Annotated in this window: 29 protein-coding genes, 1 rRNA gene and 1 pseudogene; 16 read left to right on the top strand and 15 right to left on the bottom strand. The window is 35.7% G+C overall.

The features are described from left to right. From Q1V95_RS00845 to lpxB, 5 genes are all read right to left on the bottom strand, one after another. Positions 1–516 (bottom strand): FAD-binding protein (locus tag Q1V95_RS00845; RefSeq protein ID WP_300669194.1); only part of this gene is annotated, 516 nt, incomplete at its 3' end. A gap of 13 nt (positions 517–529) precedes the next feature. Beyond that, positions 530–1,195 (bottom strand): succinate dehydrogenase cytochrome b subunit, encoded by a 666-nt coding sequence (locus Q1V95_RS00850; protein ID WP_300669196.1) that lies wholly within the window; start codon positions 1,193–1,195, stop codon positions 530–532. Between the two features lie 111 nt (positions 1,196–1,306). Then, complete coding sequence (locus Q1V95_RS00855; RefSeq protein WP_300669198.1) at positions 1,307–3,091, bottom strand: ComEC/Rec2 family competence protein; 1,785 nt, start codon at positions 3,089–3,091, stop codon at positions 1,307–1,309. A gap of 15 nt (positions 3,092–3,106) precedes the next feature. Then, positions 3,107–4,201: a glycoside hydrolase family 99 protein gene (locus Q1V95_RS00860; protein WP_300669200.1), complete on the bottom strand. Its 1,095-nt coding sequence runs from the start codon at positions 4,199–4,201 to the stop codon at positions 3,107–3,109. Positions 4,202–4,213: 12 nt separating this feature from the next. Continuing rightward, positions 4,214–5,320: a lipid-A-disaccharide synthase gene (gene lpxB / locus Q1V95_RS00865; protein ID WP_300669202.1), complete on the bottom strand. Its 1,107-nt coding sequence runs from the start codon at positions 5,318–5,320 to the stop codon at positions 4,214–4,216. Between the two features lie 101 nt (positions 5,321–5,421). Here lpxB and Q1V95_RS00870 point away from each other — a divergent pair, with 101 nt between their 5' ends. From Q1V95_RS00870 to Q1V95_RS00880, 3 genes are read left to right on the top strand one after another with little or no spacing between them, the layout of a single operon-like run. Continuing rightward, positions 5,422–5,934: a DUF2480 family protein gene (locus Q1V95_RS00870; protein ID WP_300669204.1), complete on the top strand. Its 513-nt coding sequence runs from the start codon at positions 5,422–5,424 to the stop codon at positions 5,932–5,934. A gap of 13 nt (positions 5,935–5,947) precedes the next feature. Then, complete coding sequence (locus Q1V95_RS00875; RefSeq protein WP_300669206.1) at positions 5,948–6,412, top strand: nucleoside deaminase; 465 nt, start codon at positions 5,948–5,950, stop codon at positions 6,410–6,412. A 53-nt stretch (positions 6,413–6,465) separates the two neighbouring features. After that, positions 6,466–7,116 carry a DUF937 domain-containing protein gene (locus Q1V95_RS00880; protein WP_300669208.1) on the top strand — a complete coding sequence of 217 codons (651 nt, stop codon included), beginning with the start codon at positions 6,466–6,468 and terminating at the stop codon, positions 7,114–7,116. Between the two features lie 187 nt (positions 7,117–7,303). Here the strand turns inward: Q1V95_RS00880 and Q1V95_RS00885 are convergent. Then, positions 7,304–7,378 (bottom strand): annotated as a pseudogene (locus Q1V95_RS00885) (30S ribosomal protein THX); the annotation flags it as partial. A 320-nt stretch (positions 7,379–7,698) separates the two neighbouring features. Between Q1V95_RS00885 and Q1V95_RS00890 the strand changes: the two are divergent. The 6 genes from Q1V95_RS00890 (at position 7,699) to Q1V95_RS00915 (ending at position 11,857) form a co-directional block, all read left to right on the top strand. Then, the gene (locus Q1V95_RS00890) at positions 7,699–8,052 is read left to right on the top strand and encodes a VOC family protein (protein WP_300669210.1); all 354 of its coding nucleotides are present in this window, start codon (positions 7,699–7,701) and stop codon (positions 8,050–8,052) included. 54 nt (positions 8,053–8,106) lie between these two features. Continuing rightward, positions 8,107–8,649 carry a DUF2975 domain-containing protein gene (locus tag Q1V95_RS00895; protein WP_300669212.1) on the top strand — a complete coding sequence of 181 codons (543 nt, stop codon included), beginning with the start codon at positions 8,107–8,109 and terminating at the stop codon, positions 8,647–8,649. Between the two features lie 7 nt (positions 8,650–8,656). Further along, complete coding sequence (locus Q1V95_RS00900; RefSeq protein WP_300669214.1) at positions 8,657–8,860, top strand: helix-turn-helix transcriptional regulator; 204 nt, start codon at positions 8,657–8,659, stop codon at positions 8,858–8,860. 133 nt (positions 8,861–8,993) lie between these two features. Then, complete coding sequence (gene aspS / locus Q1V95_RS00905; protein ID WP_300669216.1) at positions 8,994–10,748, top strand: aspartate--tRNA ligase; 1,755 nt, start codon at positions 8,994–8,996, stop codon at positions 10,746–10,748. A gap of 57 nt (positions 10,749–10,805) precedes the next feature. After that, positions 10,806–11,336, top strand: coding sequence for a hypothetical protein (locus tag Q1V95_RS00910; RefSeq protein WP_300669218.1), 531 nt, complete (start codon positions 10,806–10,808; stop codon positions 11,334–11,336). 83 nt (positions 11,337–11,419) lie between these two features. Beyond that, the gene (locus Q1V95_RS00915) at positions 11,420–11,857 is read left to right on the top strand and encodes a hypothetical protein (RefSeq protein ID WP_300669220.1); all 438 of its coding nucleotides are present in this window, start codon (positions 11,420–11,422) and stop codon (positions 11,855–11,857) included. An 81-nt stretch (positions 11,858–11,938) separates the two neighbouring features. On the opposite strand, the gene Q1V95_RS00920 is transcribed toward Q1V95_RS00915, so the two are convergent. Further along, a complete protein-coding gene (locus Q1V95_RS00920) occupies positions 11,939–12,409 on the bottom strand; it encodes a hypothetical protein (protein ID WP_300669222.1) in 471 nt (156 codons plus the stop codon). 363 nt (positions 12,410–12,772) lie between these two features. Between Q1V95_RS00920 and Q1V95_RS00925 the strand changes: the two genes are divergently transcribed. Next, positions 12,773–14,086 carry a choice-of-anchor J domain-containing protein gene (locus tag Q1V95_RS00925; protein WP_300669224.1) on the top strand — a complete coding sequence of 438 codons (1,314 nt, stop codon included), beginning with the start codon at positions 12,773–12,775 and terminating at the stop codon, positions 14,084–14,086. Positions 14,087–14,138: 52 nt separating this feature from the next. Here the strand turns inward: Q1V95_RS00925 and Q1V95_RS00930 are convergent, their stop codons facing one another. Both Q1V95_RS00930 and Q1V95_RS00935 read right to left on the bottom strand, forming a co-directional pair. After that, a complete protein-coding gene (locus Q1V95_RS00930) occupies positions 14,139–14,873 on the bottom strand; it encodes an SDR family NAD(P)-dependent oxidoreductase (RefSeq protein WP_300669225.1) in 735 nt (244 codons plus the stop codon). A gap of 37 nt (positions 14,874–14,910) precedes the next feature. Beyond that, on the bottom strand, positions 14,911–15,405 hold the full coding sequence (locus Q1V95_RS00935) for a hypothetical protein (RefSeq protein WP_300669227.1): 495 nt from the start codon (positions 15,403–15,405) through the stop codon (positions 14,911–14,913). Between the two features lie 223 nt (positions 15,406–15,628). Between Q1V95_RS00935 and aroC the strand changes: the two genes are divergently transcribed. The 4 genes from aroC (at position 15,629) to Q1V95_RS00955 (ending at position 18,516) form a co-directional block, all read left to right on the top strand. Then, a complete protein-coding gene (gene aroC, locus Q1V95_RS00940) occupies positions 15,629–16,690 on the top strand; it encodes a chorismate synthase (protein WP_300669229.1) in 1,062 nt (353 codons plus the stop codon). A 64-nt stretch (positions 16,691–16,754) separates the two neighbouring features. Continuing rightward, positions 16,755–17,321 carry a thioredoxin family protein gene (locus Q1V95_RS00945; protein ID WP_300669231.1) on the top strand — a complete coding sequence of 189 codons (567 nt, stop codon included), beginning with the start codon at positions 16,755–16,757 and terminating at the stop codon, positions 17,319–17,321. Between the two features lie 219 nt (positions 17,322–17,540). After that, positions 17,541–18,098: a TlpA disulfide reductase family protein gene (locus tag Q1V95_RS00950; protein WP_300669233.1), complete on the top strand. Its 558-nt coding sequence runs from the start codon at positions 17,541–17,543 to the stop codon at positions 18,096–18,098. A gap of 73 nt (positions 18,099–18,171) precedes the next feature. Then, the gene (locus Q1V95_RS00955; RefSeq protein ID WP_300669235.1) at positions 18,172–18,516 is read left to right on the top strand and encodes a DUF1232 domain-containing protein; all 345 of its coding nucleotides are present in this window, start codon (positions 18,172–18,174) and stop codon (positions 18,514–18,516) included. A 66-nt stretch (positions 18,517–18,582) separates the two neighbouring features. Here Q1V95_RS00955 and Q1V95_RS00960 read toward each other — a convergent pair whose 3' ends face one another. The 3 genes from Q1V95_RS00960 to Q1V95_RS00970 form a co-directional block, all read right to left on the bottom strand. Further along, entirely contained in the window at positions 18,583–18,840 is a 258-nt protein-coding gene (locus Q1V95_RS00960; protein ID WP_300669237.1) for a NifU family protein, read from the bottom strand. A 5-nt stretch (positions 18,841–18,845) separates the two neighbouring features. Further along, entirely contained in the window at positions 18,846–19,946 is a 1,101-nt protein-coding gene (locus Q1V95_RS00965) for an Mrp/NBP35 family ATP-binding protein (protein ID WP_300669239.1), read from the bottom strand. 93 nt (positions 19,947–20,039) lie between these two features. Further along, complete coding sequence (locus tag Q1V95_RS00970; protein WP_300669241.1) at positions 20,040–21,572, bottom strand: dicarboxylate/amino acid:cation symporter; 1,533 nt, start codon at positions 21,570–21,572, stop codon at positions 20,040–20,042. A 156-nt stretch (positions 21,573–21,728) separates the two neighbouring features. Between Q1V95_RS00970 and Q1V95_RS00975 the strand changes: the two genes are divergently transcribed. Together Q1V95_RS00975 and Q1V95_RS00980 are read left to right on the top strand one after the other, a co-directional pair. After that, entirely contained in the window at positions 21,729–22,562 is an 834-nt protein-coding gene (locus tag Q1V95_RS00975) for a UDP-2,3-diacylglucosamine diphosphatase (RefSeq protein ID WP_300669243.1), read from the top strand. Next, a complete protein-coding gene (locus Q1V95_RS00980; protein ID WP_300669246.1) occupies positions 22,559–23,539 on the top strand; it encodes a glycosyltransferase family protein in 981 nt (326 codons plus the stop codon). The genes Q1V95_RS00975 and Q1V95_RS00980 overlap by 4 nt, the downstream gene beginning before the upstream one ends. Before the next feature lie 45 nt (positions 23,540–23,584). Here the strand turns inward: Q1V95_RS00980 and Q1V95_RS00985 are convergent, their stop codons facing one another. From Q1V95_RS00985 to rrf, 3 genes are all read right to left on the bottom strand, one after another. Then, positions 23,585–24,001, bottom strand: coding sequence for an SH3 domain-containing protein (locus Q1V95_RS00985; RefSeq protein ID WP_300669249.1), 417 nt, complete (start codon positions 23,999–24,001; stop codon positions 23,585–23,587). A gap of 6 nt (positions 24,002–24,007) precedes the next feature. Next, the gene (locus Q1V95_RS00990) at positions 24,008–24,484 is read right to left on the bottom strand and encodes a BON domain-containing protein (protein WP_300669251.1); all 477 of its coding nucleotides are present in this window, start codon (positions 24,482–24,484) and stop codon (positions 24,008–24,010) included. Positions 24,485–25,083: 599 nt separating this feature from the next. Continuing rightward, positions 25,084–25,183, bottom strand: a 5S ribosomal RNA gene (gene rrf, locus Q1V95_RS00995); the annotation flags it as partial.

Here is a 25,183-nt window from a genome sequence, read left to right on the forward strand (position 1 = left end):
ATATGCACCTAATAATAACTGTTGACCAGTTTGTCCTTTTGCGTAGAAAGTTCTTTTAACCTGAACCCCACCGAAAGAACGGTTATCTAACTGACCTCCGTAATCACGTCCAAAAGGAACACCTTGTGATACACATTGGTCAATAATATTTCCTGAAACCTCAGCTAAACGATATACGTTTGCCTCTCTTGCACGGTAGTCACCTCCTTTAATAGTATCGTAGAACAATCTATAGATAGAGTCACCGTCACCTTGATAATTTTTAGCAGCGTTAATACCTCCTTGAGCAGCAATAGAGTGCGCTCTTCTTGGAGAATCCTGATAACAAAATGCTTTTACGTTATAACCTTGTTCAGCTAAAGTAGCTGCAGCAGAACCACCTGCCAATCCTGTTCCAACAACAATAATATCAATTTTATCACGGTTGTTAGGCGCAACAAGGTTCATATGGTCTTTATGATTACTCCATTTGTCCTTAAGTGGACCTGCTGGAATTTTAGAATCTAAATTACTCATTCTCTTTATGAAATTATTGAGTTATAAAATGAAAAATAGCAATAACAATGAATCCTGCTGGAATCAAAATAGCATACCAAGTTCCGAATGCCTTAATGAATGGTGTGTACTTTGGATGTCTTGCACCAACTGATTGGAACGCCGATTGGAATCCGTGAGCTAAGTGTAAACCTAACAATACAAAAGCAATTACATAAATTGCAACTCTCCAAACATCAGCAAACTTCGCATGAAGTTCATCCCAAAATCTTGTCATATCCATTGGGTCGCCGTGTCCAGGGACATATTTGTACGTCATTTCGTGTAACCAAAAATCGTACATGTGAAGCCCTAAGAAAGCTAAAATAACCAATCCAGAAATAATCATATTTCTAGACATCCAAGAAGAATTAGCCGCAGCACCGTTAACATCGTACTTTACAGGTCTCGCCTTGTTGTTTTTTGCTTCTAAAATGAATCCCATAATAAAATGGAAAAACACTGCAAAAATCAAAATAGGCTGCATCAAATATTGAATTAGGGGATTATATCCCATAAAATAAGATGCCTGATTAAAACCATTAACACTGAATACAGATAGCATATTCGTGAAAAGGTGCATCACCAAGAAAACCAGCAAAAACATCGCCGATAGTGCCATTGCATATTTTCTTCCTATTGAAGATGAAAATCCTGCCATAATCTAATTTTATTTTTTTGAATACGCACAAAGTTAAAAAAATGTTAAGAGCGAGCATCGTGAGATATGTCACAATTGAGTAGTTTATAATCTTTCTAAATAAATCACAAACTATTTACTCAAATCATAATATTTTCCTCGATAATTAAAACCTGAATATTCCGCAGAAACATTAATAATTTGATAGTTAGAAAGTCTCCGATAAGCTAAATAAGGACCGATTAAATATTTTTCAGAAAGCTGATTATCAGTATTGTTTTTACTTAAAACATATACATTTGATTTTTCTTTAATAATGATGATTTTGTTTTTGCGCGAAGCAATTTCTAAAACCTCATCTTTATTAATATGATAAAAGTTAATTCCGAGTCGAATCATAAAAAATACAAGAAGTGAAAAGCCAATTTTCACAAAATATTTGAGATTTCGTTTCACCAAAACATAGCGCAACCAATACAAAATAACAAAAGATGCTAAAATTTCGAGTATAGAAAAGCCGATATTTTTAGTGAATAAAATTTCAAAATCAGCAAACCAATGTATGGCTTTCAACAACCAAAAAACAAAATAATCATAAACAAAGTCTAGCCAGACAAATTCAAGATTGCAAGCAAACGAAACGACCATCAACAACGAAAAAATAATGATAATCTCGGAAAAAGGAATAATACAGAGATTCGCCAATATTGACACCAACGAAAATTGATGAAAGTAATACAAAACCAGTGGTAAAGTTGCCAATTGTGCAGAAAGCGACAAGCTAAAAATCGCAATTACAAATTTGTAAAACTTGTTGTTTCGTTTTGGAAAACATTTGATAATTGGTTGATTCAGCCAAAAAATCCCTAAAACAGCAACATAACTTAATTGAAAGCCTACATCAAAAAACTGTTGCGAGTCGCAAAGTAAAATGACAAAAGCCGACAATGACAAAGATTGCAAAATGCTGGGCGGGCGATTAAGAAGTTTGACAACATAATAAAAACTAATCATCAAGCAGGATCTAACAACCGAACTTCCATAATCGATGAAAATTGCAAAACACCAAATACCAAGCAGCGCAAAACAAATTGCTACTTTTTTCCACTGGTTTGGAAAGATTTTCTTTGAAATAAACAAAATCAACCAAAAAATAATTACCATATGTGAGCCCGAAATCGCAAGAAGATGCACCAATCCAGATTTATTAAAATCTAAAACAGTCACTTCATCCATTTCGGTTCGGTCGGCTAGAATAATACCCTTTAGAAATTCTCGATTTTTAGCATTAAGTTGGGAATGATTGATTCGTTGCAAAACTTCCAAACGTTTTTGCTTGATGTGATCAGCAATGGAAATTCGACTTTTAGAAGCTTCTAGAATTGTTCCATTAGCGAAAGCAAGTCCAGAGACTTTTTGACGTTCGAGGTATTTGGGATAGTTAAACTGAAACGGATATTCTGGAGATTTTAAATCAGAAAAATAAACATTTGATTTGTAAACATGTTTAAAATCTAATTCAGGTGCAGTTTTCGGAACTTGTATAACAATTGAAAAATCTTTCGGCTCATTGTCCAATTGTGAAATCTTAGCCTGATACTTTCTATAATTTTCGTTGGAATTTAGTTTTTTATCGATTTCGAAAACAACATTGTGCTTTCCTTTTAAATTTAATTCTTGATAATCAGAAACATTAAACCAATGCACGAAAGCACCAAATCCAAAGAAGCTTAAAACTAAAAACAGGCTTCGGAATTTAACCAGAAACGGGATTTTAAAAATGAAAGAAAAAAGACTTACAAAAGTAAAAACAATAAAAATTAAAAGTCCAAACCAAATCTCAAAACCAAATCTATCTTGAAGTAAAATCCCAAGACAGAATGCCAACAGCGTTACGAAAAGTGGCTGGCGAGACATGACGCATACTTTTAATTATTTTTTGTTCAAAAACTCATCGCTAAGACGTTTCGTTTCTTTAATGTACATCCACTGATCTTTTCCGTAATCTTCATATTTGAAATTTCCTGACTTTTTCGGAATCGCAGGCTCTATTTGTGTTCCTTCGTGCCATTCGTTGAAAGAGGTAATACCAATATAGTCAGGATTAACACGTTCTGCTGCACGAAACATCTTTTCGTAGTACTTTCCTTTTTCTCTACTTTTAAAATTCGCGGCGTTCCAAGGTCTAATTCTCGTATCCGAATAACCAGGACCAACACAAGGAATAAAAATAAGATTGTTCTGTTTCGCAAATTGGCTCATATAATCCCAATTGGCAATCGTGCTTCCAAAAACAAAAGCTTCACTTGCAAAATAGGTATAAAACCCATCAAACCCAGAAACTTCAAAAAATTCAGCATCATCTTTTTCAACCCAAAGTCCTATGTAAAGAGCATCCAAATCTGTATTTCGAATTGTGTCGTCACCATTCTTCGAAAGCAGTTTTGACCATTCCGAAGCTGGGATTTTGTAACTGTCATACACGTAATACAAAGCTTTTCCATCTTTCTTATAAAAAGCATGATGCTGAGAATATGCTTGATTTAGATAAGCAATTTGTTCTTTAAATTCAGTTACATTTTTATAAAAAGGTTCAATATGAAAAGCAATTTTAAGATTGAATTCATCAGCAATATCCAAATACTTCGAAATGCTGTTATCAACCGAAGAGCCTTTTCCTAGCCAACTCAGGACAACCACGCCAACACCAGAATCCTTCATCATCTTCATGTGTTTTTTGATAATTTCGGGATCGTTGGAACTGTAGTTTCCTAAAGCAGGATAGAAGTTGGCACCAATATCATCTCCACCTTTATGATTTCCTAAATTATTCCATTTCGGATTGCTCCAATGTGGTAAAATATCGTGATTCCAATGTTCATATTTTCCATCGTATTCTGGATTCTCATACCAGCCATAATAAAAAATCTGAATCTTTTCTCGAGTTTTAGTTTCTTGAGAAAAAATTGTTTTTGGAAAGCAAATTATAAGAATAAATATAAGTAGACTTTTGATGCCTTTGGTCATTTTTATCAGAAATTATTTTATGTTAAATATCAAACCAGCAGCAACTTCGCTAGCACCTTTTCCACCAAGCTTTTCACGAAGTTGAGCAAAATCCGAAAGCATTTGTCCGCGTTTAGAACCTGTTAAAATATCTTGCAATTCTTTCACAAGATTTTTAGTATTAAGATCATCTTGGATCAATTCGGTGACAACTTCTCGATCCATTATCAGATTGACTAACGAAATGTATTTGATATGTTTTACCAAACGTTTTGCAATTTCATAGGAAATTTTACTTCCTCGATAACACACAACTTCTGGCGTGTTGAGAAGTGCAGTTTCCAAAGTTGCAGTCCCCGAAGTTACCAAAGCAGCTTCTGAACAACGAAGCAAATCGTAAGTTTTGTTGGAAACAAAATGAACGTCAGCATCTACAAACTGTTCATAAAAAGACTTTGGCAAGCTTGGCGCACCAGCAATAACAAACTGATAATCTTTAAAATTCGAACGAACAGACAACATCAACTCCAACATTTTTTTAACTTCTTGCTCGCGACTTCCGGGAAGTAAGGCAATAATTGGTTGCTGGTTGAGTCCATTTTCTTTTTTGAATGTTTCAACATCCACTGGAGGCAAATCCGAAATAGCATCTAATAAAGGATGTCCAACAAAATGAGCGTCAACCTTATGTTTTTTGTAAAAATCTTTTTCGAAAGGAAGAATGACCAACATGTCATCAACGTACTTTTTGATGGTTTCTACACGACCTTCTTTCCAAGCCCACAGCTGCGGCGAAATATAATAAACAACGCGAATTCCCAAAGATTTTGCAAATTTTGCAATGCGGAGATTAAAACCTGGATAATCTACAAGAATCAAAACATCAGGTTTGTAATTGGCAATATCTTTTTTGCAAAGTTTGATGTTTTTGAGGATGGTGCTAAGGTTTTGTACAACTTCCACAAATCCCATAAAAGCCAAATCACGATAGTGCTTCACAAGATGTCCACCTTCCGCAGCCATCAAGTCGCCTCCCCAAAATCTAAAATCAGCATTGGGGTCTTTCTCTTTCAAGGCTTTCATCAAATTACTTCCGTGCAAATCACCTGAAGCTTCACCTGCTATAATGTAATATTTCAATGTAGAATTTGTATTTTAAAATTTTGATTTCAGATTATTTTTAACATGAATCAAAACTCAATTATTTGAACTAAATTTGTTGTAAAGATAAAAATAATATCATGTCTGAAGAATTCGAAATCCGTAATAAAGTTGCAGAAAATACAAGTTTGGTAAATTTTGATTTATCGTCCTTAATGCCGAAAGGAAAGAAAGTCGGAATCGACCTAAAAGATTTTTTATACGAGGGACTTATCCTTCGAGAAAAAGAATACCGCGAGAAAATCGCGAACATCAATCCAGAAGAATACCGCGATGCTTATGTCTATATCTATTGTTCTGAAGACAGCATTATTCCGCTGTGGGCATATTTTTTAATTGCAGCCAAATTAACAGAGGTTACCAAAAAAATTGTTTTTGGAAACCTAGAAGATCTTAATGTTTTGTTGATGCATAACGCTATTAAAACTTATGACTATTCTGACTTAAAAGACAAACGCGTTCTCGTAAAAGGTTGCTCTGACGTTGATATGCCAAATAACGCTTACATCGAATTGGTAGAACAGCTAAAACCGATGGTGAAATCTTTGATGTTTGGTGAAGCTTGCAGCAACGTTCCTATTTTTAAAAACTAAAAACCAATATTTTATGAATCCAGAATTTATGCGCAGAGCGATTGCTTGTTCTTGCGAAAACGTCGACCACGGCGGCGGTCCTTTTGGCGCTGTCATTGTTAAAGATGGTAAAATTATCGCTGAGGGAAGCAACAAAGTCACCGTTGATAAAGACCCAACAGCACATGCCGAAGTTGTTGCCATTCGAAATGCGGCCAAGCAACTTGATGATTTTAATCTTTCGGGCTGCGAAATCTACACCTCATGCGAACCTTGTCCAATGTGCCTTAGTGCCATCTATTGGGCAAGAATTGACAAAATTTATTATGCCAACACGAGAGAAGACGCCAAGAATATTGGTTTCGACGATTCTTTAATATATGATGAAATTCCGTTAGCTCTCGAAGATCGAAAAATCCCGATGCACACGATGTTAAGAGACGAAGCTTTGGAAACTTTTACAAAATGGACAGACAAAGTTGACAAAACGGAATATTAATTGCTAAGACAAATCGCAGAACACAATAAACAATTTTAAAAACATAAATTACTATGAGTCTATTAGACCTATTAACAGGAAACTCTAGCAACCAAGTTGCAGAACAAGCTGAAAACAAATTCGGGATCAGCAAAAATCAAATCATTGCATTATTAGCAGTTTCTGCGCCTTTGGTAATTTCTTATCTAAGAAACAAAACATCTAACAATGCTAACGAAGCAGAAGCACTTAACAACGCTCTAGACAAAGACCACGATGGAAGTATTCTTAACGATCCATCGCAGGCGCTTAACAGACAAGACGAGGGTAACTCTATTTTGGACCATGTTTTTGGAGATAACAAAGCTGCTGTAGAAAATCAACTTTCTGCTAACACAGGTATATCAATGGACAAAATTGGACCAGCTCTAGCGATGTTAGCACCAGTAATTATGGGATATATTGGTCAACAGAAGCAACAAAACAATGTTGGTGCGGGAGGTCTTGGCGATTTGCTAGGAGGTATTCTTGGTGGCGCACAAAATCAAGCGCAAGATCAATCATCTAGCCCTCTTAACAGTATTTTAGGAAGTGTTCTTGGTGGCGGTTCAGGTTCTGGCAACCCACTTAGCGATATCTTAGGAAGCGTACTTGGTGGTGGCAACCAACAACAATCTCAACAAGGTGGACTTGGCGGATTGCTTGGAAGCTTGTTTGGAAAATAATTTTCATCAAGCCTAAAAATATAAAAGACCGAAATTATTCTTCGGTCTTTTTTGTTGTCTTCTTAGCTTTTGGTTTTTCTTCAACCTCGGCTTCCACTTTTTTCTCGGCTTTCGGCTTTGCTACTTTTGCTTTTGGCTCCGCTTTCGCTTTCACTGGTTTTTCAGCAACAGCCACTGAATGTGATGATTTGCGAGGTCTTCTTTTCCCATAACTTCCTGCAGTTATCTTACCTCTTCTGGATTTTTGATCTCCTTTTCCCATAATTAAAAAAGATTAAGTGTTTGGTTATTACGAATTTAGGAAATAAAATTCAAATAACAAAAAGTTCGTTGACTAGGGCGTGTCCCGCGGATTTCCCAACCCAAACCTCATAGGTTTGCGAAAACCTATGAGGTTTCCATCGCCAAAACCCGCGGGTCGCTACGTCCGCTTCTATCTTTAGTGTGGCGCTCGGACGGCTCCGCTACGCTCCGCCGCCTCACGCCACCCCAAAGGATATCCGCTACCATCGCTCACGCGACTACTAACTGCCAAAAAATTCTCTCATAAAAACCTAAATTTACTTATCCAAAAAGCAAAACATGTTACAAGCCATTATCCCAAAAATTCCATTTATTAATAAAGTAGAAACTTTGGACTTTTATCTTAAGCAATTAGGTTTCGATATGATATCAGATTACGGAGATTATATGATTTTAGAAAAAAACAATTTAGAAATTCACTTTTTCAGTTATCCAAGTTTAGAAAAAGAAAAATCAGATTTCATGTTATACATCCGAGTTACAGACATCGAAACATTATATGAAACACTTATTCAGAACAATGTCAAAATCCATCCCAATGGCGCTTTAGAAACAAAAGCTTGGAATCAAAAAGAATTCTCCATCCTCGATCCCAACGGAACATTATTAACTTTTGGAGAAAACTTAAAATAATTTTATCGTTTTACGATAATTTTTTATAATATTGCAATAACAAAACATTGTAATATGAAAAACACATCTACCACAATTCTTAGCATTCTAAAATTGCTTTTCACTTTCTCATTACTTTCAGCATGTCTTATTTTTGTGCTAATCTTCTTAATGACAATAACCTCAATCTTTAATATAGATATTGGTAGATTGAGTGAGACAAATATTAAGCTAGGTCTTTTTTCAGGACAAATAAAAGATTTACAAACACTAACGAAACCACATCTTTGGCTAGTTTTATTTAATGCTCTAGTAATATCATTTTTATATATTGTATTGCTTAGAACTACTTTGAAAATAATTAATGCTATAAAAAACAAAACACCTTTTTCGCAAGAAGTTTCTAATCTGTTATCAAAAACAGCTTTAATCTTTCTTATATTGGGAATCGTTTCGTTTTTGGTAAATTTGATTTTAGAAATAATGAGTTACGAAATAAAAATAGAAATGAACATAAGCAATTCGGAATATTTTTTGTTTGCCGGAATCTTGTACGTTATCCAAAAAATTTATCAGCAAGGCGTTGACCTCCAAGCCGAAACCGATTTAACCATCTAGACGGACTATGCCAATAATTATCAACATCGATGTCATGCTTGCCAAACGCAAAATGCAATCCCAAGAATTGGCAGAAAAAATTGGCATCACACAAGCCAACTTATCCATTTTGAAAACTGGTAAGGCAAAAGCTTTAAAACTTTCCACACTGGAAGCCATTTGCAAAGCTTTAGAATGCCAACCAGCAGATATCCTTGAATACAAAGACTAAAATATTTTATACAAGCCCGCCTTTTGACCAAAAAATCAAAAGGCTTTTTCTTTGATTTTCCCTATCTTTGCACCTGAAAAAATGTCATGCTGAGCGAAGTCGAAGCATTTAAAAATTTAAAATTTCAAGAAAAATGTTCCGTACACACACCAATGGCGAATTGACGCTAAAGAATCTAAATGAAGAAGTTACACTTTCCGGATGGGTACAAACCATTCGTGACAAAGGTTTTATGATTTGGATAGATTTGCGAGATCGTTACGGAATTACACAGTTGGTTTTCGACCAAGAGCGTTCAACAGCGGCTTTGATGGAAGAAGCTAAGAAATTAGGTCGTGAATTTGTGATTCAAGTTCAAGGAAAAGTTATTGAAAGAGCCTCTAAAAATCCAAAAATCCCAACAGGTGATATTGAGATTTTGGTTGAAAAATTAACGATTTTAAATGAATCTCAGTTGCCACCATTCACCATCGAAGACGAAACCGATGGCGGTGAAGAATTGAGAATGAAATACCGCTATTTGGATATCCGCAGAAATCCAGTGAAGGACAAATTGATTTTCCGTCACAAAATGGCACAAAAAGTAAGAAACTATCTTTCCGATGAAGGTTTTATCGAGGTTGAAACACCTGTTTTAATTAAATCGACACCAGAAGGCGCAAGAGATTTCGTAGTTCCAAGCAGAATGAATCCTGGACAATTTTACGCACTTCCACAATCACCGCAAACTTTCAAACAATTATTGATGGTTGGCGGAATGGACAAATATTTCCAAATTGTGAAATGTTTCCGTGACGAGGATTTAAGAGCCGATAGACAGCCAGAGTTTACACAAATCGATTGCGAAATGGCATTTGTGGAACAAGAAGACATTATGAATGTTTTCGAAGGAATGACCAAAACATTGTTGAAAGACATTACAGGAAAAGATTTCCCAGCATTCCCAAGAATGACTTTTGCTGATGCTATGAAAAAATACGGAAACGACAAGCCAGATATTCGTTTTGGGATGGAGTTTCACGAATTAAATGATTTAACAAAAGGAAAAGATTTTAAAATCTTTGATAATGCCGAATTGGTTGTCGGAATCAATGTTGAAGGAGCTGCAGAATATACAAGAAAACAAATCGACGAGCTTACGGATTGGGTGAAAAGACCACAGATTGGAGCTTTAGGAATGGTTTGGGTTAAATATCAATCTGATGGAACGATTACTTCATCGGTTAACAAATTCTACAACGAAGAAGATTTAAAGAAAATCGTTGACGAATTCGGAGCGAAAGCTGGAGATTTAATGTTGATTCTTTCAGGTTCTGAAAACAAGGTAAGAGCACAGCTTTCCGCTTTGAGAATGGAACTTGGAAATCGTTTAGGTCTAAGAAAAGGCGATGAATTTGCACCACTTTGGGTAATCGACTTCCCACTTTTAGAATGGGATGAAGAAACTGGAAGATACCACGCAATGCACCATCCATTCACGTCTCCGAAAACAGAAGATTTTAGTTTATTAGAAACCGATCCTGGAAAAGCAAGAGCCAACGCTTACGATTTAGTACTAAACGGAAACGAAATCGGTGGTGGTTCTATCCGAATTTTCGATAAAGAATTGCAATCTAAAATGTTCGATTTATTAGGATTCACAAAAGAAGAAGCAGAAGCACAATTCGGATTCTTGATGAATGCCTTCAAATACGGAGCACCACCACACGGAGGTTTAGCATTTGGATTTGATAGATTGGTTGCGATTTTGGACGGAAACGAAGTGATTAGAGATTATATCGCATTCCCGAAAAACAACTCAGGTCGCGATGTAATGATTGATGCGCCCGCACCAATCGCCAACGAGCAATTGAATGAATTGGAATTAAAATTGGATTTGAAAGCATAGTTTCAATTCAAAAATAATGATAAATTAGAGCGAGGTTTTATTGAGCCTCGCTTTTTTATGTACAACATCATTAATAATCTAGAATACTTCCTAGGCCTTTTTATTTTTTTAGGTTTAATATCAGGAGCAGCATTATTTGTAATGACAATACCTTTCTTCGATGTGTCTAATAATGAAGAAGTAATGAGTAAGAAATTCAAATTCTACAAGCCAATGACTGTACTATTTTCGATATCATTAGCTTCAATCTTTGCCCTAAATATATTAATCAAAAACCTAGCACTTCAGGAATTCAAAAACATCATTTCAACAAATCAAATTGCAAATATTGATATAGAAGGTTTTTATCTTGACAATGACAGCATAAAACAATTTTATAACATGGATGTAAATGAAGCTGAAAGAGATAAATGCGAACATTTTCCTGCTACAATTACTTTTACAAATACTGAAACAATCCCAATAGAAATTATTAGAAGATGCAATGCTCCCAATTCATATGGCGTTTATCTAAAGCAATTTACCAATGATGTCTATTTAGGAAATATAGAAACTGATGCTTTATCTAATATTAAAGGAAATAATTGATTTAATTATTTTTTAATAAAATTTTTGGCACAATGGTTTGTATTTTGAAAAATCAACAGCAAGAACATTAAAAATTACAAACAATGAAAAATTTTAAAGCAATCTTGCTACTTCTAATGATGACTGTTGGTTTTACAAGCGCTTATGCTCAAACTGCTGATCCAAGCACTACAACGACTAAACCTAAAAAACAGAAAAAACAAAAAGCAACTGATGCAACAGCAACAACACAAGTTGTAACAACCACAACAACAGACACACCTCAGAAGCCGAAACGTACTTATACTAAAAAGAATAAAGAAACCACAATCAATACGACTACAGCTCCTGCACCTGCACCGGTACAACAAACTGCACAAAATACATCTGTAACACCGAAGCCACAAGCAGCTCCTAAACCTCAAAAAACTGCTTATGTTCCGACATCTGCCGGTGTTGAAAACAATCACCAAATTTTAGTTGGTCCTAGAGGAGGAAAATATTACATCAACAAAAACGGCAACAAAACTTATGTTAAATAACTGATTGTCAACAATAATAAAATAAGAGGGCGAAACTAAAGTTTCGCCCTCTTATTTTTTATAATATCTGTTGAGTAGAAATTAGAAGCTATAATTTTTTGAAAAATCGGTTCCATCTCCTTTTAACGTTAAATTTTCATCAACGACAGTTTTCCCATTTTTTTCAATTTTATAACTCATAGGCAAATCTGCACCATAGTTAATAATTTGCGCACCTGCCGTCATCGTCGTAATAGGTTCAGAAGTTTCAATAACATAAGTCTTAGTTGATCCTGTAAAATCATTTTTACCCAAGCTAATGGTTGACTCGCCACTTCTTACTTTGCCATTGACTTTCCAATTGGTATACACATCAGATTTTCCAGCACCAACAGTAACTACAGAAACAAAATCCTCAGCACTAACATTGTTCAAAGTTACCGTAATCTTGTAGTTACTACCGTTTGTAGTGGAACCACCATCATCACTACTTCTACATGACAATACCAACATCGATACAATTGCAAAACTAGCTGACAAAGCAATAGTTCTTCTCTTAAATAATTTAATCATAAATAATATTTTAAAGCTAATATATTTATTTAACATCAAAAACCATTAATTATTTCAAATTAATTTTAAATCAGTACTAAAATCTAATATTATATCAACAACAATTAGAAAAAGATAATAAAGATAATAAAGATAAAATTTAGAATTAAAAAAATCTAATAATAAATTATAAATCCAATAATACAAAAGCCTTAGACTTTAATCAAACAAATAAATACGTAAAACACAACATATTTTAGAATAAATTACAAAATCAACATTAAAAAAACTAATTATTTAGTTAAAAATACGTATTTATTGAAAAGCCTTGCTTTTAGCTTGTGCTTCACGCTATCTTCGCCACACTCTAACTTAAATAATTTTATGAAAAAAACATTACTTTTTTGCATTGGCTTAGGCTTAATGCAAACAATCAACGCACAAAACATTTTAACGGAAGGATTCGAAGGACCGACTTTTCCACCTGCAGGTTGGACAACTTTTATTGGCACCAATGGTCTTGGCACCAAGCAAAACTGGAAATTAGAAACGCGTGATGTACACAATGGTAGCAAAGCTGCATACGTTCAATACGAAAAAGTAGCAGCTGGTGAGCTAGCAGAAGACTGGATGGTAAGTCCACTTATTGACCTTACTAATGCGCCACAAGGAGAATTATCATTCTACACGAGAAAACTAAATGCTAACCAAACTTCTAACCAAAGTACCTATTACATAAAGGTTTCGACAACTTCCCAAACAGATCATAGTTCTTTTTCAACAATCCAAACTTGGAACGAAAATCAATTAGCTGGAGTCTACAATGTGTACGAAAAGAAAACTGTTGACCTAAGTGCGTACGCGGGACAGAAAGTTTACATCGCTTTTGTTATGACGAATAACAATGCTAACTCTTGGTTTGTTGATGATATCGAGGTTAATGCAAAATCAACTGAAGTTGTAGCAACATTGCCATATAGTTTTGGATTTGAAACTGATGATAGCTGGAAGCTAGAAAACGGTGGAAAAACAAACAATTGGACGATTGAAGAAAACAATTCTTTCTACCAAGCATCAGAAGGTACAAAGTATGCTAGATACCGTTATGACGATTATAATGCTGCAGACTCTTGGTATATCTCTAAAGGAATTGCATTAGAAAAAAACCAAACTGCTAAAATCGAATTCGATTACCGTACTGGAGGTTTTAACACTAATGAAAAACTAAAAGTCGCAATCGGCAAAAAGAAAGCAGCTTCTGATATGACCAATGTTATTTGGGATAACAACGGAGAAGCATTTATCAATAACACAGGTTGGAAAACTGGGCAAGCAGAATTTACTGCAACTGAAGCAGGAACATACTACTTAGGTTTCCAAGCTTATTCTGATCCTAAGCAAATGTATTTGTTTATTGATAATATTAAAGTTTCGCAAAAAACCTTAGCAGTTAACAATGTTAAGCAAAACAACTTGTCAATCTACCCAAATCCAATTTCAGACAAATTAAATCTGAAAAGTGATATTGAAATTTCTACTGTAAGTATTTATTCAATTGATGGCAAACTGGTAAAAGAAGCAAAAATCAATGCTAAAGAAGTTAGTCTAGAAGTTAATAACTTATCATCTGGAAATTACGTTGCTGTGGTAAAATTCAAAAACAATACACAAACAACGGTTAAGCTTCAGAAAAAATAATTCTGAATTTTGAATAAAATGTAAAAGCCTATCAAGTTTTGATAGGCTTTTCTTATGGTAATTTGGCGACAAGAAATTCTGGCGACCATTTTAGGATTCGATAGATAATTTTCCATTTCCAATTTGGAACGATACTGAAAGAACTTCCTGCTTCGACAATATGTTTCGCCACATAATCGGGTTCCATAATAAGATTTTTATTCAAATCTAAACCTTCGTTAATTTTTGTATTGATATAGCCAATTACCAAAACATTCACCGAAATATTTCGGTTAGATAATTCTTGACGAAGTCCAGCTAAATACTGGGTAAAAGCAGACTTTGTGCTTCCATAGACAAAGTTGGATTTTCGGCCACGCACGCCAGACAGTGACGACAAACCAATAATTCGTTCTAATTTTTTATTGGTCGAATCAAAAGCAATAATATTTAAAATTGAAACTGCACCAGCATAATTTACTTTCATCATTTGAAAAGTGGCATCAAAATCATGGAATGCTTTTTCATTCTGAACTAAAAATCCAGCAGCATAAACAACAATATTGGGTTTTGTTGGAAGTTGATTGTAAAATTCCTGATGTGAAGAAAAGTCGGCAGCATCAAAATACAGAAATTTAACTTTCGACGAATCTAAATTATTTTCTTCAGCAAATTTCTCAATAGAAGTCAAATCCCGAGAAGCAGCCATCACTTTAAAGCCTTTTTGCAAATAAAGTTTTAGCGCTTGTTTGGCAACATCCGAATTGGCACCAAGAATAAGAACGGATTTATTGACTGTCTGCATCATACCGCAAACTTAATCAATAAACCCGAACTTCAATTATTTAATCTTTTAAATTATAAAACTTCTTCACACTCTCATAATCATTGTAATCAACTTGACTAGCGCTTTTATTTCCAGTACCTGATGGGATAATTATATATCTAAACTCTACAACTGAAGAAAATCCAGCTGCGTTGCTATTATCATGGGTAAATCGAGTCGGTCTTATTTTAAACTTTTGAGGGAAAAAATTAACTGTACTAACGCGACCTCCTGCATTAGAAACATGAGGTAAAGGAAAGGTTCCTTCTCCATAATTTAAATAAACAAAAATTGCAGCATTTCCAACCATCTCTGGCTTCAATTCGGGTGCAGTAACAGTAGCAACTTTCATATTACTTGCATCAATAATTGTATCTTTTGTATTAGTTGGTTTCTTCCAAACAGAAATTACAACATTGGCATTCCCGTTAGCTCCTGGTTGTCCATTTGCACCATCCTTCCCATCTTTCCCGTCGATACCGTTATCACCACGACAAGAAAAAATACTAGTCACAAAAACTAGTAATACAAAAATTTTAATTTGCATTCTCATAATATTTTTCTTTCAAAAGTATAAGTAATACAAGTCCATTAAAGCTCTAAATGTATGAATGGTGAGTTTGGGTTTTCGCATGGTTAGTTTTTGCCAACAAATCTCATTTTACAAAACTTTATACTAAAAAACATCTATAATCTATATAGACTCAAAATCTTAGAAAATTCCATAAATTTGTGCTATGTTTAATGTATTAGGAAACTTTTTGACTTTATCCTCTTTTGGTGAAAGTCATGGAGAAGCGTACGGTGGTGTAATTACTAATTTTCCAGCAGGATTAGAACTAAATCTAGACGAAGTTCAGAAAGATTTGGATCGCAGAAAGCCAGGACAGTCAGCGATTGTAACACAGCGAAAAGAAAGCGACACAGTTCGTTTTCTATCAGGAATTTTTGATGGAAAATCAACGGGAACGCCCATTGGCTTTATTGTTGAAAATGAAAATCAACGTTCTAAAGATTACGATCACATTTCGGGCGCCTATCGTCCGAGTCACGCCGATTATACTTACGATCAAAAATATGGCATTCGCGATCATCGTGGTGGTGGAAAATCTTCTGCACGCGAAACACTAAATTGGGTTGTTGCAGGAAGTCTTGCAAAACAATTAATTCCCAATGTGGAAATCAATGCTTATGTGTCGTCGGTTGGTGATATCTTTTGCGAAAAACCTTACCAAGCTTTAGACTTTTCTAAAACCGAAAGCAACATCGTGCGTTGTCCAGATGCCGAGACTGCCGAAAAAATGATTGAACGCATTAAAGAAGTAAAAAAAGAAGGCAATACGATTGGCGGTACTATAACTTGTGTTATTAAAAATGTACCTGCAGGTTGGGGAGAACCAATTTTCAACAAACTGCATGCAGAGCTTGGAAAAGCGATGTTAAACATTAATGCTTGTAAAGGTTTTGAATACGGAAGTGGATTTTGTGGTGCAAAAATGACGGGGAAAGAACATAATGATCTTTTCAATGCAGATGGAACAACAAAGTCAAATCTTTCTGGTGGTATCCAAGGTGGCATTTCTAATGGAATGGACATCTATTTCCGAGTGGCTTTTAAGCCGATTGCCACCCTACTCCGTCCACAAGAAAGCATCAACAAAGATGGCGAAATTGTTGTGGTAGAAGGTAAAGGTCGTCACGATCCTTGTGTGCTTCCACGTGCCGTCCCAATTGTTGAAAGCTTAGCAGCTTTTGTATTGGCTGATATGTATATGATTAATAAAATACGCAGAATATAATTATCTTATTGTCATAAAAGTTACACTGAGATAAATTTGATAAAACGAAATTTGTAATAAAAAAATGGAAATAAAGAAATATTGGGATAATGCAGTATCCTACAACGAATATCTAAGAGAAGCTGGCGAAAGATTGGGCAATCCAAAAAATGAGCAAGAAGCGGAATTTGGAGAATATTACCGACTAGGCATCCAACGTATGAACAGAATGTTCGAAAAATATACGCCGAGTGAAGAAGATGTTGCGACTTTGGCAAAGAAAAACTTCCGAGGAAAAATCTTAATAATCTCCGAAGCGTGGTGTGGTGATGCTAGCCAAGTTATTCCAGTTGTGGTGAAGTTTTTTGAGCAATTCGAAATCAGAATTACCTATCGTGATCAAGAGCCGTCTTTGATAGATTCGTTTTTGACAGATGGCGGAAAGTCTATTCCGATTGTTATTTTCTTGGACGAAAATCTCAACTACATTAACCATTGGGGACCAAGACCAAAACATGGAAAAGAGCTTTTGGAAAAATACAAAGCTAATCCCGACACAATGTCTAAAGATGACTTCTATGTAGAGTTACAAACCTACTATGCTAAAAATAGAGGAAAGGATACTGTTGAAGAATTGCTTCAACTGATTTAAATTTTTATAATTAAACGACATTTGCGTGAGGGCGAAGTGCATTGTTGGAGCTCGTTTTTTTGTGATGGTCGCTGAGCGGAGCCGAAGTGGCGCTTCGGCTCCGCTCAGCGACCAAGGAAAAAACAGCGACTGCACGGAGACCGACCCAATGTTTTGGCTAGGAAAACCTATGAGGTTTGGAATTGGAAAACATTGGGGCACGCCCAAAAAATTTGTGATATGACTTTTTTGAAAAAGAATCTGGTATATGTAATTCTGCTTGCTGTGGTATTGGTTTTTGCTTTGGTGAAACCTTTGCGCGAGTTCGTAAGCGACCAATTTGGGATGACAGCAACTGTGGATAAAGTGGTGGCAGAAAGTAGCTTTTCTGACGCAGATCTGGATGTCGACCTTAAGGGAATGAATGTACCTGATGCGAAGTTAAGTGACTTTAAAGGTCAGATTATTTTCCTGAATTTCTGGGGAACTTGGTGCGCGCCATGCCGCCAAGAATGGCCAACCATCGAGGCTTTGTACAAGTCGAAAAATCAAAAAGTAAAATTTGTTTTGATAGCGATGCAGGATAAGGAAGAGGATGTGAAAAAATTCTTGGCTGACAATAATTATACGACGCCTGTCTACATTGCACAAAGTCCGTTGACGCCGAAAATTCTTCCAAATGTTTTTCCGACAACTTATATTATTGGAAGAAATCTTCAGATTTTGAAAAAGGAAGATGCTACGCTGGATTGGAACTCTGCAGACAATCAAAGCTTTATTGACAGTGTTAGCAAATAATTTATAATTTGTTAAGATAGTATTGGAATGCTATTTGCAAATTGGATGATGAAAAAATTTTATACACACACAAATGAAATATTCTAAAATGAAATTGGCGCAAGAAGCTCTCAAACACAAGGGTTTTTTGCAAAAAATCCCAGCGGTCTTTCGCATGATAAAAGCTTGGCGCAGCGGTAGGTACAACATGAAGTTTACGGACATTTTGTTCCCTGCTTTGGCGTTGGTCTATGTGTTATCTCCAATTGACTTAATTCCGGATTTTGTGCCTTTTATTGGGGCTTTGGATGACTTGGCGGTTTTGGCTTTCGCGATTCCAATGTTGCTAAAAGAAGTCGACAAATATTTGATTTGGGAATATCAACAAAAAGATAATCCTATGCCGAACAAAATAATCGACGCAGAGATTGTTGAGTAAAAGAATAAAAAAGGCGCCCGATAACTTTGTTATCGGGCGCTTTTGTATTTAATATAATTCGACGGTTTAGATTTCGTCAATATTAATAACTTCCAAAATTTCGGGAGCGTGTTGTTTGATGGTACTTTCAACACCCAATTTCATTGTAGAATGACTGATGTGACAGCTAGAACAAGTCCCTAAAAGCTTAACATAAGCTTTGTTTTCTTTAACATCCACGAGCTCGATATCACCACCATCTTTGTTAAGGAATGGACGAATGCTCTCCAAAGCTTCCATCACCTTAGTTACCAATTCTTCGTGCGTTAGATTTGTGTTTTCCATACTCATTATTTTTTCTTCGGCGAACATCCCGCCATTGTCGTGATTTTTACTGCTTCGGTTGGAGGAAGATTTTTGTTTCTTTCAACAAGGCTTTCTATCATTTTTCGTGCTGTCTCAGTATAGATTTCAGCGATTTTTGAACCTTCTTGCAAAGCTGCAGGACGACCAACATCGCCTGCTTCTCTAATGCTTTGGATTAATGGAATCTCTCCCAATACAGGAATTCCTAAATCTTCTGCCATATACTGAGCACCTTGTTTGCCAAAAATATAATATTTGTTATCTGGCAATTCTTCTGGTGTAAAGTACGCCATATTTTCGATAAGTCCAAGCACCGGAATGTTAATACTTTCCATATTGAACATCGCAATACCTTTTCTAACGTCAGCAAGCGCGATATGTTGTGGTGTACTCACGATAACCGAACCTGTTACAGGAACTTCCTGAATAATTGACAAATGAATATCTCCTGTACCTGGAGGAAGATCGATTAATAAGAAATCTAACTCGCCCCAGTTGGCATCGCGCAACATTTGGTTAAGCGCTTTACTTGCCATTGGTCCTCTCCAAACAACAGCTTGGTTAGCACCTGAGAAGTATCCAATCGAAAGCATTTTAACACCATAATTTTCGATAGGTTGCATTAGGTTTTTACCATTAACTTCCACCGAAATCGGTTTTTGCCCTTCTGTATCAAACATCGTCGGAACAGATGGACCGTAGATATCAGCATCCAAAATCCCAACTTTGAAACCCATCTTTGCTAAAGTGACTGCTAAATTTGCAGAAACCGTAGATTTACCAACGCCACCTTTTCCAGAAGCAATCGCAATAATATTTTGAATTCCTGGGATTTCTTTACCTTTAATTTCTGGCTGAGCAGGCAATTCAGGAGAAGCGATTTTTAGTTTTAGTTGAGTTTCTTCACCAAACTCCGAAGCAAAAGCTTGCTTCATCGCAACTTCCAATTTTTTCTTTTCGTGCATTGCAGGCGAATGCGCAATCATATCGATATAGACATCGTTACCCATAACATGTAGATTGGTAACCAAGTCATCTACTTCTATCTCTTTTAAAAAGTCTTGAACTCTTTCTTTCGTCAACATAAAATTTTGTTCTCTTTTATAAATACAAAAATACGGAAATTAAAACAATTTCCGTATTGATATAATGTTTGCTAACTATTCTTGTAATAGAAATTAACTTTCTTGAAGTTCACCTTCTAGCTGTCCTTCCCATTTGCTAACTGCAGATGTTGCTAAAGCATTCCCTAACACATTGGTCATGCTTCTTCCCATATCGCAGAAGTGGTCGATTGGCAAAATAAGCGCGATACCTTCTGCCGGAATACCAAACATCGAACATGTTGCCACGATAATTACTAAACTCGCTCTTGGTACACCTGCAATACCTTTACTGGTTAACATCAGTACCAATAACATGATGATTTGCTGTCCTAAACTCATTTCGACACCATAAATTTGCGCGATAAAAATTGAAGCAAATGTCATGTACATCATACTTCCATCTAAGTTAAATGAATAACCTAATGGTAAAATAAATGACACAATTCTTTTATTACAGCCGAATCTTTCTAATTCCTCAACTAATTTTGGAAATACCGCCTCAGAACTTGTTGTTGAAAAAGCAATAAGTAAAGGTGATTTAATTCTTTTAAGCAAGCTAAATAATCTGTTTCCTAAAATAAAGTAACCGACCAAAAGTAAAACTAACCATAAAACTGCCAATGCAAAGAAGAAGTCTCGTAGATAGATGGCGTATACCAAGAAGATTTCGAAACCGTTGGTCGCGACAACCGCTGCGATGGCTCCCAAAACACCCAAAGGTGCTACCCACATGATGTAACCTACCATTTTCAAAATAGCGTGTGCGCAGATATCTAGAGCTTTTACGATTGGTTTTGTATATTCTTCACCCATGGCAGACAAGGCGATTCCAAACATTACAGAGAAGACCACAATCTGCAAAACTTCATTGGTTGCAAATGCTTCGAATAAACTTTTGGGTACAACATGACTCACGAATTGTTCTAATGAAAGTCCATTGTGTGCACTTTTCATCAACTCGCCAGCGGCATCTGCAGCAGGTTTTTCAAGATGCATTACTTTTCCAGGTTCCATCCAGTTGACCAAAACCAAACCGATTAATAATGAAACCAACGATGCACTGATAAACCATAACATTGCTTTGGTACCAACACGGCCAATCATTGCAATATCACTCATTTTGGCAATACCAACAACCAAAGTTGTAAAGACTAAAGGCGCAATAATCATTTGTACAAGACGAATGAAAATTGTTCCTAAAAGTTTAATCATATCCGCAAAAGATGTGATGCGGTCAAGAGAGGTTGCACGACCAGCATTCGATTTTTCAACTTTTCCGATTTGTACATCTTTACCTTTTAATTGTGTAGGCTCGAAAACAGATTTAACATCTTGTCCTACAACAATAATATCTTGACCTTCATAAACTTTGGTTAATGAATCTTTTTTAGAATCATCTTTAGCAATAATAATTTTTTGACTAAAACTTTTTCCATCAGTTGTCTTGAATTTAATTTCGTCAACTTCGGGATGTTTAGCATCTACAACTTCAGTATTAATCCGAATTTTTGTACCTCTCTCATACTTATTAACAATCCCGCCAATCACAACACCGATAATCAAAGCGATGATGATGGCAAAAAAAAGTTTGTTCTGTCCTTTCATAATATTATCTAATCTTGCAAATATAAAATTTTGAAATGAATATTGTCCGATAATCAGCGAGTTGTTAATCTTTAAGCAACATATTCGTACTAAACAAATAACAATAGGTTTACATCCACGTAAAACTAAAACACGTTTTTTGTAAAAATAAATGCCATGACAAGAAATCCAGAAATTGTCGTAATCTCCGATATTCACCTTGGGACTTACGGCTGCAAAGCCAAGGAACTTCTCGTTTATCTCCAATCGATAAAACCCAAAATTTTAATTCTGAATGGTGATATTATCGACGTTTGGCAATTCAAAAAAAGTTACTTCCCAAAGTCGCATCTTAAAGTAGTTAAGAAGCTAATCAACTTCGCTACGAAAGGCACAAAAGTGTATTATATCACAGGAAATCACGACGAAAGTTTTAGAAAATTCACAGATTTAGAATTAGGAAACCTAAAACTTTGCAACAAATTAACCATGGATATTGACAACAAAAAAACTTGGATTTTCCACGGCGATGTTTTTGATGCTTCGGTGCAACATTCCAAGTGGATTGCAAAACTAGGTGGCAAAGGTTACGACTTGTTAATACAGATTAATAATGTTGTCAATTGGGCTTTGGTGAAAATGGGACGCGAAAAGTATTCATTTTCAAAAAAGATAAAAAACAATGTTAAAAAAGCTGTTAAATATATTGGTGATTTCGAGCTTACAGCGTCGGAACTAGCCATTGAAAACGGATACGATTATGTGATTTGTGGTCACATCCATCAACCACAAATGCGCGAAATTGTTAACAATAAAGGTAAATGCATCTACTTAAATTCTGGTGATTGGGTGGAAAACCTTAGCGCCTTAGAGTTTGAAAATGGAGAATGGAAAATTGTATACTTCGACGATATCAAAGATGAGTTAAAACCAGACTCAACTCCAGAAGATGAAGAATTACTTGACTTGCCAATCAAAGATATTTTTGAACTAAAAAATATCGCAATATGAAAATTCTCTACGCGTTACAAGGCACCGGAAACGGACATATTGCTCGCGCTCAAGAAATAGTTCCGATTCTTAAAAAACATGCATTAGTCGATGTTTTAATAAGTGGGCACCAAAGCCAGCTAAAACCAAAAATCGATATTGATTTTCGTTTTAAAGGTATTTCACTTCTTTACGATAATCACGGCGGCTTGTCTTACAATCAGACTTTATTTAATAACAATTATTGCAAAGCAGTCAAACTTATCCGAAAGTTCAATATCGAAAGCTACGATTTGATTATCAATGATTTTGAACCAATAACTGCATGGGCTGCCAAACTAAAACATCATCCAATAATAGCGCTCAGTCATCAAGCGGCATTGTCTTTCCAAGGTGTTCCAAAGCCAAGTCATAAAAGTTGGCTTGGTGAACAAATACTAAAATATTATGCGCCTTGCAAGGAGAAAATAGGATTTCATTTTGAAGCTTTTCATCCTAATGTCAAAACTCCAGTTATTAGAAAGGAAATTCGAGCGTTGGATGCAAAGATTAATGATTTTTATTTAGTATATCTACCAAGTTATTCGGACGAAGCTATTTTTGAAACCTTGTCCAAAATCGATGTCAATTGGAAAGTTTTTTCAAAAAAATCAAAAGAAGCTTATCGAAAAAATAACGTTGAATTTTTCCCCATCGACCAAAAGAATTTTATCGATGCTTTTGCCAACTGCAAAGGTGTACTCTGCAATGCCGGTTTCGAAACACCAGCCGAAGCATTATATCTTCACAAAAAATTATTTGTAATTCCAATTCACAATCAGTACGAACAAGCTTACAATGCTTGCTATCTTAACAAACTCGGCATCGAAAGTTCGGACAAACTATCTTTAGAAGCCTTGGAAAAATGGGTTAATGCAGACAGACATTTCACAGTCGACTATCCCGACAACATCGAGAAGATAATCACTGAAAATATTCTTCGAAAATATCAAAAATAAAAAACCTCCAAAATTGGAGGTTTTCTTATATAAAAGATTAGTATCTTAAGCTTTCAAATATCTAGCGTAAGCATATCCTTCTACACCATCAGCAGTTTTTACTTTCCACCAATCGTCAGAAGATTGCTCAACCAAAGTTACTGTAGAACCTTTAGCAGCTTTTCCTACAATGCTAGCATCAGTAGATGGCTCTTGACGGATATTAAGGTTAGACTCATCGGTTGCAACAGTCAAAGCTGCACCAGCTGCTAATCCAGAAACTTGCACATCAATATTAATATCTGTAGCAGTATAATTAGGGTCAATAGCACCTAAAGCATTCCATACAGCATCTTTAGCCGCACTATTACTAGCACCACCAGTGATGTATAAAATACCATCTTGCTCTTGAATATTCAAATCAGAAAGTCCAGCACCTTGTGCTGCAGAAACTACGCCTGCATATTTATCTTGTAAACTCATAATTTCTTATTTAACTACAATTTTGTTATCGTATTTACCAATTTTCAAAGCGTCAACAGACTCCTTCACTTTTCTAGCATCAGCAGCAGAAGCCGTACCAGTTAATGTAAGAACACCTGCAACATCTTCAGCTTTAACACCTTTAATGTCTTTAACAGCATCAGCAACTTTTTGCAATACAGCTGCATCTACAGTATGTACTTCAACAGGTGCAGCAGGCGCTACAGTAGCCATATCATGTACATCTTTAATACCAGCAACAGCTTTTAGACTAGCAATAGCAGCATCTTTATCAGCTTGTGTCGCAAATACCCCACTTAGGTGCGCTTGTCCATCTTTCACTTCAACAGAAGTACCTGGATAAGTTGCTACCACTGTTGTTGCCTGAGTTGTTAAATCAGCATCAGAAACTTTTTTCTTACAAGAAACTGCAGCCATTGAAACCATCAAAGCCAAAGCTGCCATCTTAAGTGTTTTTTTCATAGGTTCAAATAATTTATGTATATCAAATGTAACGAAAAGAAACGAAATCCAACTTTATATATTGCTAAATTTTTCTTAAATATTTTTGCATTATCAGTAACGAAGCTCATTGCAACAAGCACAAATAACACACTTAAAATTTAAGCTCATAATACTACAAAAAGAATTGAGGTATTGATAAGCAATTTTAGGAGCTCATTCCCGCTTTCACTACTCGCTCTTTTGTGCCGAGCTATTTCCAACTGCATACAAAAAGAGCTCGAACATGCCGTTCAATCGGGGCTAGCTTTTCTGGCTGTTAGCTCTTAGCTCTTAGCTAATGGCTAATGGCTAACAGCTAGTAACTGCTACCAAATTCCTAGTACCTATTATTCATTCTAGAACTGTAGTCTTTGTCTTTACAGATACGAGCAGGACACTCTCAACAACTGTAAGAGGTTTCTTGTTTATTATCAATACGAGCAAGATGCTCGCACAAGCGAAGCTGATTGGCAGCTAGCGGCTTATAGTAGCTACCTAGTAGCTGCTAGCTTCTACCTAGGTCTTATATGTTTAAACCAAAAAAAGCTCATCAACAATGTTGATGAGCTTTTAAAAAAAACTGGCGGCGACCTACTCTCCCGCGCTAGCAGTACCATCGGCGCTAGAGGGCTTAACTTCTGTGTTCGGAATGGGAACAGGTGAGCCCCTCTGCTAAAA

This window comes from Soonwooa sp. (assembly GCF_030151385.1).
In the GTDB taxonomy this organism is placed as follows: Bacteria; Bacteroidota; Bacteroidia; order Flavobacteriales; family Weeksellaceae; genus Soonwooa.

Coding starts and splice junctions, on each gene's coding strand:
- Q1V95_RS00850 (WP_300669196.1), bottom strand. CDS start 1,195: ATGGCAGGATTTTCATCTTCAATAGGAAGAAAATATGCAATGGCACTA.
- Q1V95_RS00855 (WP_300669198.1), bottom strand. CDS start 3,091: ATGTCTCGCCAGCCACTTTTCGTAACGCTGTTGGCATTCTGTCTTGGG.
- Q1V95_RS00860 (WP_300669200.1), bottom strand. CDS start 4,201: ATGACCAAAGGCATCAAAAGTCTACTTATATTTATTCTTATAATTTGC.
- Q1V95_RS00870 (WP_300669204.1), top strand. CDS start 5,422: ATGTCTGAAGAATTCGAAATCCGTAATAAAGTTGCAGAAAATACAAGT.
- Q1V95_RS00875 (WP_300669206.1), top strand. CDS start 5,948: ATGAATCCAGAATTTATGCGCAGAGCGATTGCTTGTTCTTGCGAAAAC.
- Q1V95_RS00880 (WP_300669208.1), top strand. CDS start 6,466: ATGAGTCTATTAGACCTATTAACAGGAAACTCTAGCAACCAAGTTGCA.
- Q1V95_RS00890 (WP_300669210.1), top strand. CDS start 7,699: ATGTTACAAGCCATTATCCCAAAAATTCCATTTATTAATAAAGTAGAA.
- Q1V95_RS00895 (WP_300669212.1), top strand. CDS start 8,107: ATGAAAAACACATCTACCACAATTCTTAGCATTCTAAAATTGCTTTTC.
- Q1V95_RS00900 (WP_300669214.1), top strand. CDS start 8,657: ATGCCAATAATTATCAACATCGATGTCATGCTTGCCAAACGCAAAATG.
- aspS (WP_300669216.1), top strand. CDS start 8,994: ATGTTCCGTACACACACCAATGGCGAATTGACGCTAAAGAATCTAAAT.
- Q1V95_RS00910 (WP_300669218.1), top strand. CDS start 10,806: ATGTACAACATCATTAATAATCTAGAATACTTCCTAGGCCTTTTTATT.
- Q1V95_RS00915 (WP_300669220.1), top strand. CDS start 11,420: ATGAAAAATTTTAAAGCAATCTTGCTACTTCTAATGATGACTGTTGGT.
- Q1V95_RS00920 (WP_300669222.1), bottom strand. CDS start 12,409: ATGATTAAATTATTTAAGAGAAGAACTATTGCTTTGTCAGCTAGTTTT.
- Q1V95_RS00925 (WP_300669224.1), top strand. CDS start 12,773: ATGAAAAAAACATTACTTTTTTGCATTGGCTTAGGCTTAATGCAAACA.
- Q1V95_RS00930 (WP_300669225.1), bottom strand. CDS start 14,873: ATGATGCAGACAGTCAATAAATCCGTTCTTATTCTTGGTGCCAATTCG.
- aroC (WP_300669229.1), top strand. CDS start 15,629: ATGTTTAATGTATTAGGAAACTTTTTGACTTTATCCTCTTTTGGTGAA.
- Q1V95_RS00945 (WP_300669231.1), top strand. CDS start 16,755: ATGGAAATAAAGAAATATTGGGATAATGCAGTATCCTACAACGAATAT.
- Q1V95_RS00950 (WP_300669233.1), top strand. CDS start 17,541: ATGACTTTTTTGAAAAAGAATCTGGTATATGTAATTCTGCTTGCTGTG.
- Q1V95_RS00955 (WP_300669235.1), top strand. CDS start 18,172: ATGAAATATTCTAAAATGAAATTGGCGCAAGAAGCTCTCAAACACAAG.
- Q1V95_RS00960 (WP_300669237.1), bottom strand. CDS start 18,840: ATGGAAAACACAAATCTAACGCACGAAGAATTGGTAACTAAGGTGATG.
- Q1V95_RS00965 (WP_300669239.1), bottom strand. CDS start 19,946: ATGTTGACGAAAGAAAGAGTTCAAGACTTTTTAAAAGAGATAGAAGTA.
- Q1V95_RS00970 (WP_300669241.1), bottom strand. CDS start 21,572: ATGAAAGGACAGAACAAACTTTTTTTTGCCATCATCATCGCTTTGATT.
- Q1V95_RS00975 (WP_300669243.1), top strand. CDS start 21,729: ATGACAAGAAATCCAGAAATTGTCGTAATCTCCGATATTCACCTTGGG.
- Q1V95_RS00980 (WP_300669246.1), top strand. CDS start 22,559: ATGAAAATTCTCTACGCGTTACAAGGCACCGGAAACGGACATATTGCT.
- Q1V95_RS00985 (WP_300669249.1), bottom strand. CDS start 24,001: ATGAGTTTACAAGATAAATATGCAGGCGTAGTTTCTGCAGCACAAGGT.
- Q1V95_RS00990 (WP_300669251.1), bottom strand. CDS start 24,484: ATGAAAAAAACACTTAAGATGGCAGCTTTGGCTTTGATGGTTTCAATG.